9 protein-coding genes are annotated in these 11,329 nt (G+C 65.5%); 5 read left to right on the forward strand and 4 right to left on the reverse strand.

Going from position 1 to position 11,329, the window contains the following annotated elements; all coding sequences use genetic code 11:
- Positions 1–8 precede the first annotated feature (8 nt).
- Genes DWV00_RS12890 through DWV00_RS12905 form a run of 4 tightly spaced genes read left to right on the forward strand, consistent with a single transcriptional unit; the run spans position 9 to position 4,100 of the window.
- Positions 9–1,682: a methyl-accepting chemotaxis protein gene (locus tag DWV00_RS12890; protein WP_115533983.1), complete on the forward strand. Its 1,674-nt coding sequence runs from the start codon at positions 9–11 to the stop codon at positions 1,680–1,682.
- Between the two features lie 11 nt (positions 1,683–1,693).
- The gene (locus DWV00_RS12895; RefSeq protein WP_115533984.1) at positions 1,694–2,215 is read left to right on the forward strand and encodes a chemotaxis protein CheW; all 522 of its coding nucleotides are present in this window, start codon (positions 1,694–1,696) and stop codon (positions 2,213–2,215) included.
- Complete coding sequence (locus tag DWV00_RS12900) at positions 2,212–3,030, forward strand: CheR family methyltransferase (protein ID WP_115533985.1); 819 nt, start codon at positions 2,212–2,214, stop codon at positions 3,028–3,030. The genes DWV00_RS12895 and DWV00_RS12900 overlap by 4 nt, the downstream gene beginning before the upstream one ends.
- Complete coding sequence (locus DWV00_RS12905) at positions 3,027–4,100, forward strand: protein-glutamate methylesterase/protein-glutamine glutaminase (protein WP_115533986.1); 1,074 nt, start codon at positions 3,027–3,029, stop codon at positions 4,098–4,100. The genes DWV00_RS12900 and DWV00_RS12905 overlap by 4 nt, the downstream gene beginning before the upstream one ends.
- A gap of 37 nt (positions 4,101–4,137) precedes the next feature.
- On the opposite strand, the gene DWV00_RS12910 is transcribed toward DWV00_RS12905, so the two are convergent.
- Positions 4,138–5,022, reverse strand: a complete 885-nt coding sequence (locus tag DWV00_RS12910; RefSeq protein ID WP_115533987.1) for a LysR family transcriptional regulator — start codon at positions 5,020–5,022, stop codon at positions 4,138–4,140.
- A gap of 141 nt (positions 5,023–5,163) precedes the next feature.
- On the opposite strand from DWV00_RS12910, the gene argC reads away from it, so the two are divergent.
- A complete protein-coding gene (gene argC / locus DWV00_RS12915; RefSeq protein WP_115533988.1) occupies positions 5,164–6,090 on the forward strand; it encodes an N-acetyl-gamma-glutamyl-phosphate reductase in 927 nt (308 codons plus the stop codon).
- Positions 6,091–6,110: 20 nt separating this feature from the next.
- Here argC and DWV00_RS12920 read toward each other — a convergent pair whose 3' ends face one another.
- The 3 genes from DWV00_RS12920 to DWV00_RS12930 form a co-directional block, all read right to left on the reverse strand.
- The gene (locus tag DWV00_RS12920; RefSeq protein ID WP_115533989.1) at positions 6,111–7,367 is read right to left on the reverse strand and encodes an MFS transporter; all 1,257 of its coding nucleotides are present in this window, start codon (positions 7,365–7,367) and stop codon (positions 6,111–6,113) included.
- Between the two features lie 299 nt (positions 7,368–7,666).
- On the reverse strand, positions 7,667–9,031 hold the full coding sequence (locus DWV00_RS12925) for a sigma-54-dependent transcriptional regulator (RefSeq protein ID WP_220274690.1): 1,365 nt from the start codon (positions 9,029–9,031) through the stop codon (positions 7,667–7,669).
- Entirely contained in the window at positions 9,028–11,076 is a 2,049-nt protein-coding gene (locus DWV00_RS12930) for a sensor histidine kinase (RefSeq protein WP_115533991.1), read from the reverse strand. Before DWV00_RS12930 ends, DWV00_RS12925 begins: the two co-directional genes overlap by 4 nt.
- Between the last annotated feature and the right edge of the window lie 253 nt (positions 11,077–11,329).

Below are 11,329 nucleotides of genomic sequence, written 5' to 3' on the forward strand. Positions count from 1 at the left end.
GAAATCGTATGTTCAAGAACATGAAGCTCGCGACGAAGCTGTTCGGCTCGTTCGCCATTCTGCTCGTCTTAATGAGCGGGCTCGGCGTCTACGCGCTCGTGCAGTTGTCGAACGTGAACGACCAGGCGACGCGCCTTGCGCAGCAGGCCGTGCCCGCCGTGCGCGACGTGACGCAAATCAAGGCCGGCGTCAACCGGATGCGCGTGCTGCAATTCCGCCGCATGTCGACGAACGACGCGGCTGAAGCCGCCTCGGCGGACAAGGAACTCGCCCAGCGCGCCAGCGAAACGCAAAAGCTGCAGGACGAGCTCGGCAAGCTGCTGGTGACCGCGGAAGCAAAACACGAAAACGACAATCTGAAGGCTGCGCTCGACGCGTTCCTTTCCGATCAAGCGACGCTCTTCAGCCTCGTTTCGCAGGGTAAGACTCAGCAGGCGGCCGACTATGCGAACGGCGATCTCCAGAAGGAATACGACGGACTGCGCACGACGTCGGATCGATTGGCCGACGCGGCCATGCAAGAGGCCGACAGCAACGCGGCCTATGCGGACGTCGTCTACGCAGGCGCGCGCGTGTGGACGATCGGCATCCTCGTCGGCTGCGTCGTGCTGGCATTGGGGATGGCGTTCCTCGTGACCCGTGCGTTGACGCGCCAGCTCGGCGGCGAGCCCGGCTACGTCGTGAAGATCGCGAACAGCGTCGCCAGCGGCGACCTGACGATCGCCGTCGACGTGCGCGCGCACGACACGACGAGCGTGCTCTTTGCGATGAAGTCCATGGTCGCGAAGCTGTTGCAGGTCGTCACCGAGGTCAACAGCAGCGCCGAAGCGTTGGCCGGTGCGTCGGAAGAAGTCAGCGCGACGGCCCAATCGCTGTCGCAGGCCTCGAGCGAGCAGGCGGCGAACGTCGAAGAGACCAGCGCTTCGATGGAAGAGATGACGGCGTCGATCGCGCAGAACACCGAGAACGCGCGCGTCACGGACGGCATGGCGGCAAAATCGGCCGGCGAGGCGACCGAGGGCGGTGAAGCGGTGAAGGCCACGGTCACGGCGATGAAGCAGATCGCCGAGAAGATCGGCATCGTCGACGACATCGCCTACCAGACGAACCTGCTCGCGCTCAATGCGGCGATCGAGGCGGCGCGCGCGGGCGAGCACGGCAAGGGCTTCGCGGTGGTGGCCGCCGAAGTGCGCAAGCTGGCCGAGCGCAGCCAAGTCGCCGCGCAGGAAATCAGCACCGTGGCGAGCACGAGCGTTGGCCTTGCCGAACGCGCGGGTTCGCTGCTCGATGCGATGGTGCCTAACATCAAGCGTACGTCGGACCTGGTGCAGGAAATCACGGCGGCTTCCGAGGAGCAATCGTCTGGCGTGTCGCAGATCAATGCAGCGGTCACGCAGATGAGCCAGACGACGCAGCACAACGCGGCGAGTTCGGAGGAGCTTGCCGCGACCGCGGAAGAGATGAGCGCGCAAGCCGAGCAGCTGCAGCAGGCGATGTCGTTCTTCACCGTGACGCGCTCGGACCGCTCGGTCGCGACCGGTACCTCGGCGCCGCGTCGTAAGCCCAGCGCGAAACGCTCCGCCGGCGGCATGTCGATGGGGATGCTGAAGCCCGCGTTTGCCGGTGCGATGGCGGTCGCCGACGACGGCGCGCCGGACGAGTCGCAATTCGCCCGCTTCTGAGAGGTTCGGACATGAGTGCATTGGCCGAAGCTCAAGCGGCCGCACCGGGTGCCGCATTGGCACTCGGCGAGCCGGCGCAGTACCTGACGTTCATGCTGTCGGGCGAGACGTTTGCGATCGGCATCCTGGCGATCAAGGAAATCATCGAATACGCGGGATTGACGGAGGTACCGATGATGCCGGCCTGCGTGCGCGGCGTGATCAACCTGCGCGGTTCGGTGGTGCCGGTCGTCGACTTGCTTGCCCGGTTCGGCCGTACGCCGAGCCCCGTGACGAAGCGCACTTGCATCGTCATCGTCGAAACCGACGTCGGCGGCGAGCGGCACGTAATCGGCGCAGTCGTCGATGCCGTCAACGAAGTGCTCGAAATCGCGCCGGGCGATATCGAGCCGCCGCCCTCGTTCGGGGCGCGGCTGCGCATCGAGTACATCGCCGGCATGGGCAAGGTGCGCGGCAAGTTCGTCATCTTGCTCGACGCGGATCGCGTTCTGGCGATCGACGAACTCGGCAGCTTGGGGACGTTGTCGCAGTGAACAATTTGACGAATGCCGAGTTCGCCAGCTTCCAGCGCTTCATCTATGCGGCGGCCGGCATCAACTTGTCGGTGGGGAAGAAGGCGATGGTCGTGGGCCGGTTGACGCGACGCTTGCAAGTGCTCGGCCTCGACAGCTTCGCGGCGTACTCGCGGCTGCTCGAAAGCGGCGCCGATCGCGAAGAGGTGCAGACGGCGATCGATCTGCTGACGACCAACGAGACGTATTTTTTTCGCGAACCGAAGCACTTCGAATTGCTGCGCTCGCTGGCCGCGAACGCAGCATCGGCGTCACAGTCGATGCGGGTGTGGAGCGCCGCGTGCTCCAGCGGCGAGGAACCCTACAGCATCGCGATGGTGCTCGCGGACCGGCTCGGCCACACAGGCTGGGACGTGTTCGGCACGGACATCAGCTACCGCGTGCTGCGGCGTGCGCGTACCGCGCACTATCCGCTCTCGCGCGCGAAGCTGATTCCGCCGGCCTATCTGAAGCGGTTTTGTTTGCGCGGCACCGGCGAGCACGACGGGACGATGCTCGTCGAGCGATCGCTGCGCACCCGCGTCAACTTCGCGCAAGTGAACTTGAACCGGGATCTGCCGCAGATCGGCAGCTTCGACATCATCTTCCTGCGCAATGTCTTGATCTATTTCGATCCGGCGACGAAGCGCGACGTCGTCTCGCGCGTGCTTACGCGCCTGAAGAACGGTGGCTATTTCTGCATCGGGCATTCGGAAAGTCTCAACGATATCGACGACACCCTTGAGCAGATCGCGCCGTCGATCTATAGAAAACCGCCGCCGGACGGTTCGAGATGAAGCCGGTCAACGTCCTGATCGTCGACGATTCGGCCGTGGTTCGCCAAGTCGTCGCGGGGTTGCTCGCGGCGACGCCCGGCATCGCGGTGATGGCGGCCGTTGCCGATCCGCTGCTTGCGATCGAACGCATGCGGCGGCAATGGCCCGATGTGATCGTGCTCGACGTCGAGATGCCGCGCATGGACGGCATCACATTCCTGCGCAAGGTGATGCAGGAACGCCCGACGCCGGTGGTGATCTGTTCGACACTGACGGAATCCGGCGCGAAGACGACGCTCGATGCGATGGCCGCCGGCGCGGTGGCGATCGTGACGAAGCCGAAACTCGGTATCAAGCAGTTCCTGCAGGATGCGGCGGACGACCTCGTGGCCACCGTGAAGTCGGCGGCGCGTGCGAACGTCAAGCGGATCGCCGTGCGCGCGGCGGCGCCCGCTGCGGCGATGCAGCCGAAGCTGAACGCCGACGTGATGCTCTCCCCAGGCGGTGCACCGGCGCCGATGGCGCGCACGACCGAACGCGTCGTGGCGCTGGGCACGTCGACGGGGGGCACGCAGGCGCTCGAAGAAGTGTTGACCGCGTTGCCGCGCGTCTCGCCGGGCATCGTGGTCGTGCAGCACATGCCCGAGAAGTTCACGGCCGCGTTTGCCGCGCGGCTTGATTCGATCTGCGCCGTGACGGTGAAGGAGGCGGAGCGGAACGACCGCGTGCTGCCGGGCCAGGTGCTGATCGCGCCGGGCGGCCGGCATATGGTGATGAGGCGCAACGGGGCGTTCTATTACGTCGATATCGTCGACGGGCCGCTCGTGAATCGGCATCGTCCGTCGGTGGACGTATTGTTCCGCTCGGTGGCGAAGGCGGCCGGCGCGAACGCGCTCGGCGTTATCATGACCGGCATGGGCGACGACGGCGCGGCCGGCTTGCTGGAAATGCGTACGGCTGGCGCGCAAACGGCCGCTCAGGACGAGCAAAGCTGCGTCGTGTTCGGCATGCCTAAGGAGGCGATCCGCCGCGGCGGCGCGGCGCGGACGATTCCGCTCGGCATGATCGCGCAGGAAATCGTGCGGCTTTGAAAGTCGATCCGCACGTGCGGCGCGTTAGCGCTTTGAGCTAGCGTGCCTTCAGTTTCCACAAGGCATCGAGCACGTGCTGCGTTGCGCGCTCGACTTGCCCCGCGCGATGGGTGATGCCGAGTTCGCGCCATAGGGCAGGACGCAGCGGGCGCATCGCGATGCGGGCATCCGATTGCGGCGCACCCGCTTCATGCGGCAGCAGCGTCGCGCCATAGCCGGCGGCGACCAGGCTCTTGATCGCGTCGTTGTAGTTCAGTTCGATTCGCGCCGTGGGCCGATAACCGCCTTGTGCGAACCACTCCGACGTGAGCCGCGAGAGCCGCGTGTTCGCATCGTTGAGAATGAGCGGCTGCGTGGCCAGCCATGACGGCGTGATGCGTGCCGGTAATTTCCAATCGGCGGGCAGGAACGCCATGACGGGATCTTTGCGCCACGGCCGGATGGAAAGCCCGGCAGCGGCCGATTGCGGCAGTGCCACGAGCCCCACGTCGAGCGTGCCTTGCGCAAGCCGGGCGAGCGTCTCCTGCGACGTGAGCACGGCGATCTGAACGTCGATTTCAGGGTGACTGTCGCGCAGTTGCGCGATGGCCTGCGGTAATAGATGCGCGATCGCGCCGGTCGATGCTCCTAGGCGCACGCGGCCCGCCAGCCCCTGCACCTGCCGGCTGACGTCGTCGAGCGTCGCCTCGACCTCGACGAGCAGCCGCCGCGCACGCGCGACCAATGCTTCTCCGATCGGCGACGGCCGCACGTTGCCGCGCTTGCGCGACAGCAGCGGCGCGCCGATCCGGCTCTCGAGTTCGGCGATATGAAGGCTCACCGTGGGCGGTGCGAGATGGAGCAACTGCGCCGCGGCCGCGAACGAGCCGTAGTCGGCGATGGCGACGAGCGTGCGCAGGCGGTCGAGGCTGATCTCTCGCATCGGGACTCTCCGGTTCTCACGTTCTTTCAGGTTCAGGAAAGCTGAATTTATCGATCATGAAATTCAACTTTTCCTATTGTAGGGCGTGGGCGCACGATACGGTCTTCTTATCCGGCTATCGAATGCGAGGGGGCGGCCACCATGCGGTTACAAACGGTTTTCATCGACGGCGACCAAGGCACGACGGGCCTGCAGATCCACGAACGTCTGCGCGGTCGGACCGATTTCCGGCTGGTGACGCTGCCGGCCGATGCTCGGAAGGATGCGCGGCGTCGAGCGGAAGCGATCAACGAGTGCGATATCGCGATCTTGTGTTTGCCCGATGCGGCTGCGCGCGAAGCGGTCAGCTTCATTCGCAATCCGGAGGTGCGCGTGATCGATGCCAGTTCGGCGCATCGGACGCAGGCGGAATGGGTTTATGGATTCCCGGAGATGGCTGAGCGGCAGGCGCGGGAAATCGCGCGCGCTCGGCGGGTCACGAATCCGGGCTGCTATCCGACCGGGGCGATTGCGTTGTTGCGGCCGCTCGTGGAGGCGGGTTTATTGCCGCGCGACTACCCGGTGACCGCTCACGCGATCTCGGGCTATTCGGGAGGCGGGCGTTCGGCGATCGACGAATACGAATCGAACGACGTAACGATCGCCGCACCCTTCAAGGTCTATGGTCTCGCACTCGAGCATAAGCACACGCCGGAGATTGAACGGTATGCGGGGCTCACGCATCGTCCGTTCTTCGTGCCGGCCTATGGGGCTTATCGACAAGGGATCGTGCTGACCGTGCCGATCGAATTGCGGCTGCTTGCGCCGGGCGTGGACGGAGAGCGGTTGCATGGATGTCTTGCGCGTCACTACGAGGGTGCGCGTCATGTCGACGTGATGCCGCTCGCCGATGCCCGCGCGATGGCACATCTCGATCCGCAGGTGTTGAACGGAACGAATGACCTGCGGTTGGGCGTGTTCGTGAATGCCGAGCGGGGGCAGGTTCTGCTGTCGGCGGTGTTCGACAACCTCGGCAAGGGCGCCTCGGGGGCGGCCGTGCAGAACCTGGAGTTGATGCTCGCGGCATGAGGCCGCGAGCTTGGGCCTTGCTACCGTGCGGCTCCGGCGAGGCTCGCTTCGCCGACGTCCGCGTCCGGCGCCGCGCCTTCTCCCGCATCCATCGGCTGCCCGCGATGTTCGCCCCCAAGCCCGATGAGCACCGAGATCACCACGGCCACAATCCCGGCCACGATGGCCATCGCCATCCCGTAGTTGTCGCCGTTACGATGCGCGATTGTGGCCTGGATCGTCGCGTTGCCCGAAGCGAGCAGATTGCCGAGCTGATAAACGAGCCCGGGAAACGTCGCCCGCACTTCCGGCGGCGACATTTCGTTCAAGTGCGCAGGAATCACACCCCAGGCGCCTTGCACCGAAATCTGCATCAGGAAGGCACCGATCGCGAGCGGAATGCTGCCGCTGGCAAAGGCCCACAACGGCAGCACGGGCAGGGCAATCAGCGCGGCAAAAGCAATCGCCTTGCGGCGCCCGATCTTCTCCGATAGCGCGCCGAACACAATGCCGCCGATGATCGCGCCGATGTTGTAGGTAATCGCGATCGCGCTGACCGTATGCGTCGAGAGCTTATGCTGCACGAGCAGGAACGTCGGATACATATCCTGCGTGCCGTGGCTGAAGAAGTTGAATGCCGTCATCAGCACGATCATGTAGACAGCCAGCTTCCATTCGCGGGCCAGCACGGCAAGGATGCTCGGACGCGCGCCGGCGCGCTGGCCGCGCTCCCACGAGGGCGATTCGGGCACGTTGCGGCGGATGAACAGCACGAGCAGCGCCGGCACGATGCCGATCATGAACATGCCGCGCCAGCCGATCGAGTCGTGCAGGAGGCCGAACACGACCGAGGCGAGCAGATAGCCCGACGGATAGCCGGCTTGCAGAATGCCCGACATCACGCCGCGCGACTTCGCCGGAATCGACTCCATCGTCAGCGCCGAGCCGACGCCCCATTCGCCGCCCATCGCGACGCCGAACAGGCTGCGCAGCACGAGCAGCATCGTCAGGCTCGTTGCGAAACCCGAGGCCAGATCGAGCAGCGAAAAGAGCACGATGTTGAGCATCAACACGGGGCGGCGCCCGAAGCGATCCGCCATGCGGCCGAAGATCAGCGCGCCGAGCGGACGCAGCGCGAGCGTGAGTGTGAGCGCGATCGTCACGCTCGTGATTTCGGTGCCGAAGGCTTTGGCGATGTCCTTGAGGACGAACACCATGAGAAAGAAGTCGAATGCGTCGAGTGTCCAGCCTAGATAGCTGGCGAGGGCGACGCTGCGTTGCTGCTTGGTCCAAACCATGAATCTGTCTCCTGTCGAATGATCGTCGTGGGTGGTCTTGGCGAGGCATTGCGCCTTTCGCCGTGGCGCCCAATAACGCAGGAGACATGCCAATGCTTATATCAAGCTAACACCTTGATTTAATGAGGCTAACAATGGACCTGAGAAAGAGGCTCGCGCGGAAATCCGCCCAGCGAGGCTCGATCGCAGGGCGGAAATCGTGATGAGTAAGGGAAGCGTAAACCCTAGAGCGAGGGCGAGCGGAACGAGGGAGAAAGCGATGATGATGGCGACAGTGACGGCCCTCGCTTCGCCGCCCTTCAACGAAAATCGTCCGACGTGATCGCGAGCCGCCGCATCTTGTCGTAGAGCGTCTTCTTCGGCAGTCCCAAGCGTTCGCAGGCGAGCGCCGCGCGTCCTTGGCAGGCGCGCAGCGCTTCTTCGATCAAATGCCGCTCGAACCGGTTCACCTGTTCCTCGAGCGTGCGCGGTGCCGCGCCGACCGATTCGTCGACGTCGCCGACATCGGCAAGCAGCCCGAGCGTGAAGCGCTCCGCAACATTGCGCAATTCGCGCACATTGCCGGGCCAGCTGCGCGACATCAGCGTGTGCATCTGCTCGGCGCTTGGGGCCTCGGGAACGGGACGTCCATAGCGCGCCGATGCCTGCAGGACGAAATGCTCGAACAGCAGCGGAATATCCTCGCGCCGCTCGCGCAGCGGCGGCACTTCGAGCACGACGACGCCGAGGCGGTAATAGAGATCGTCGCGAAACCGCTGTTCGCGTGCGAGCGCCAACAAATCGGCCTTCGTGCCGGCCACGATCCGGCAATTCATCGGCAGCAGCTCGTTCGATCCCACGCGCTCGAACATGCGCTCCTGCAATACGCGCAGAAATTTCGCCTGCAGCGACATTTGCATCGTCTCGATCTCGTCGAGAAAGAGCGTGCCGCCGTCGGCATATTCGACCTTGCCGATGCGGCGCTTGAGCGCCCCCGTGAACGAGCCGGCCTCGTGGCCGAACACTTCGCTCTCGAACAGCATCTCGGGGATGCCGGCGCAATTGATCGCGGCGAAGTTCGCATCGCGGCGGCGGCCCGCCTCGTGCAGGGAGCGTGCGACCACCTCCTTGCCCGCACCCGTTTCGCCGATGACGAGAACGTTGGTATCGGTATCCGCCAGATCGAGAATGACGCGGCGCAGGCGCTCGATCGCCGGCGATTGGCCGAGGATCTTCGCTTCGATCCGGTCGCGGCCGCTCACCTGACGCCGCAGCGTGTCGAGTTCGAGTGTCAGATGGCGCTTGTCGAGCGCGCGCTGCGCGACGTCGGCGAGATGCTCGGACGAGAACGGTTTTTCGATGAAGTCGTAGGCGCCGCGCTTCATGGCTTCGACGGCCATGGCGATATCGCCGTGGCCCGTGACGAGGATGACCGGCAACTGCGCGTCGATCTCGCGCACTTGCTCGAGCAGGGCGAAGCCGTCGATGCCCGGTAGGCGCACGTCGGTCACGACGATGCCCGGAAAGCCGAGGCGGAGGTGCCGCACGGCCTGCTCGGCCCGCTCGAACGCTTGCACTTCGATGCCGCGCAGCTGCAGCGCCTGGACGCCGCCCAGCCGCACGGCGGGTTCGTCTTCGACCAGCAGTACCTTGAGCCCCTCGTGCACCTTGTGCGCTTCCATCATGATTCCTCGTTCGCTCCGCCGTCGGCGTCGGTGTCGTCGGCGGCCGCGCGGTGTGTTTCGGTCTGCGTTTGCCGGGCGGCTTCGCCGGCGAGATCTTGCCCGCGCGCGCGGCGCAAGCGCAAGGTGAACGAAGCGCCGCCGTCCGCCGCGACGTCGTCGGCTTTCAGCGTGCCGCCGAGTTCTCGCACGATGCCGGCGGAAATGGCAAGGCCGAGCCCGAGGCCGGCGCCAGGCGGCTTCGTCGTGAAAAACGGCTCGAACAGCCGGACTCGCACCGGCTCCGGGATGCCCGGCCCGGTGTCGGCCACGACGATTTCGACGAAGGCATCGTCGGCTGCATCGTCTCGAACGGCGATCGAAAGCTGCCGCGCGGGGCGCTCGAGCATGGCGTCGAGCGCGTTGGCGAAGAGATTGACGAGCACCTGCTCGAGCCGGTTCGCATCGGCGAGCACGAGCAGCTCGCCGCGCGGCGAATCGGCATCGGGCAAATCGCGGACGACTTCGACCGCTTCCTTGCGCAGCCGCAGCTCGACGAGAAAGAGCGCATTTGCGAGCGCGCGTTCGACGGGCACGGGCGTCAGCTCGGCCGAGCCCTTGTGCGAGAAACGGCGCAACTGGGCGGTGATCTTGCCCATCCGTTCGATGAGCCCGGCGATCACGCGCAGATTGTTCTCGGTTTCGTCGGGGCGTCCGCGTTGCAGAAACAGCAGCGCGTTGTCCGAGAGCGTGCGCAGCGCGGCGAGCGGTTGATTGAGTTCGTGCGTGATGCCGGCCGACATCTGGCCGATGAGCGCCATCTTGCCCGCTTGCACGAGTTCTTCGAGCGTGGCTTTGAGCGTCGCCTCGGTACGCTTGTGCTCTGTGATCTCGTTGCGCAAGCTTTTGTTGGCGCGCGCGAGCGCCCCGGTGCGGCGGGTGACTTTGCGCTCGAGTTCGTCGTTCATGCGTTCGAGCGTTTCGCGCATGGCCAGACGCTGCGCGATGACCTTGCGGCGTTGCAGGACGTACAGCGTGCCGATGGTCGCCAGCGACAGGCCCAACGCCGCGACGAGCGCCGCGTAGCGCGCACTCTTGCGGGCGGCGGCGATATCGGTCAGCGACATGATGCGCCAATCGGTGCCGGCCACGGTTCGGCTCACGACGACGAAGTCGGTTCGGCGCTTTCCTCCCGGGCCGGGGGCGAACGGGTTCGGCGGCGACACGGCATCGATCTCGGCATTCGGTCCGAGGCTGCGGCGCCGGACGAGCCCGACTTCCTCGAGCGCGCCGGGGCCTTCGTATTGGCGCTTCGTTTCGATGCGCGCGCGCGATGCGGCCGAAAGCGGGTGCAGCGTGCGGTATTTCCAGCCGGGGTACGACGTGAGGAAGACGACGCCGTTCGCGTCGGCGACGAGCACCGTTTCGTCGCCGCGCATCCAGAGTGCTTCGATCGGATCGAGGCTGATCTTGGTGGCGACGACGCCGAGTTCGTGTCCGCCCGCGTCGATGCGGGCGGCATAGAAGTAGCCGGGCAGGTGGCTCGTCGAGCCGAGGCCGTAGAAGCGCCCGGTGCCGCTGTGCCGCGCGTCGATGAAGTAGGGGCGGTAGGAGAAGTTCTGCCCGACGAAGCTGACCGCTTGATTCCAATTGCTGGCGGCGAGGGTCGTCCCGTTCAGGTCGAGCACATAGATGGCCGCGGCTTGCGAGTCGGTGGTGACGTCGGCCAGGTAATCGTTGACGCGCGAGATCAGTGCCGGATTCGTGGGGTGCCGCAGCAGGTTCGCGATGTCCGGGTTCAGGCTCAGCAGCGCCGGCAGATAGTCGTAGCGCGTGATCTCGCCCTTGAGCGTGCTTTCGTCGACGTCGAGCCGGTGCGCGGCGCGCTCGATGATCGCGCTGATTTCGGCGCGCTCGGCATAGCGATAGGCCGCCCATGCGCCGACGGCGACGAGCGCGGCGAACGCGAGCGCCTTCGCCGTCTGCGAGGTGCTCGGGAGGTGCGAGGCGATGCGCGTGGGCCAACGCAGCGGGCGCGGCGAAGGCGCACGCTGCCGGAGTGGGTTCATTCGGAAGCGCGTCAGGCGAGCGGGTTGCCGCCGGGAGCGCGCAGTTTAGCGAAAACGGTTCGGTTGGGGGATCGGGGTAAATAGGTGGGGCGACAACGAACCTCAGGCTCGGCAATGACGGTTGAGTACAAGGGCCCAGCCGGAGTCGGGCGATAATAATGCCTGCTTTCGGTCCGAACATGTCGGCTGGGCTGCCGGTTTCCAACGCTTTCTTGATACGTTGCACGGACATCCCGATAGGGCCGGAGCCAAG

It is taken from the genome of Trinickia dinghuensis (assembly GCF_003367175.1).
GTDB lineage: Bacteria > Pseudomonadota > Gammaproteobacteria > Burkholderiales > Burkholderiaceae > Trinickia > Trinickia dinghuensis.

Coding starts and splice junctions, on each gene's coding strand:
- DWV00_RS12890 (WP_115533983.1), top strand. CDS start 9: ATGTTCAAGAACATGAAGCTCGCGACGAAGCTGTTCGGCTCGTTCGCC.
- DWV00_RS12895 (WP_115533984.1), top strand. CDS start 1,694: ATGAGTGCATTGGCCGAAGCTCAAGCGGCCGCACCGGGTGCCGCATTG.
- DWV00_RS12905 (WP_115533986.1), top strand. CDS start 3,027: ATGAAGCCGGTCAACGTCCTGATCGTCGACGATTCGGCCGTGGTTCGC.
- DWV00_RS12910 (WP_115533987.1), bottom strand. CDS start 5,022: ATGCGAGAGATCAGCCTCGACCGCCTGCGCACGCTCGTCGCCATCGCC.
- argC (WP_115533988.1), top strand. CDS start 5,164: ATGCGGTTACAAACGGTTTTCATCGACGGCGACCAAGGCACGACGGGC.
- DWV00_RS12920 (WP_115533989.1), bottom strand. CDS start 7,367: ATGGTTTGGACCAAGCAGCAACGCAGCGTCGCCCTCGCCAGCTATCTA.
- DWV00_RS12925 (WP_220274690.1), bottom strand. CDS start 9,031: ATGATGGAAGCGCACAAGGTGCACGAGGGGCTCAAGGTACTGCTGGTC.
- DWV00_RS12930 (WP_115533991.1), bottom strand. CDS start 11,076: ATGAACCCACTCCGGCAGCGTGCGCCTTCGCCGCGCCCGCTGCGTTGG.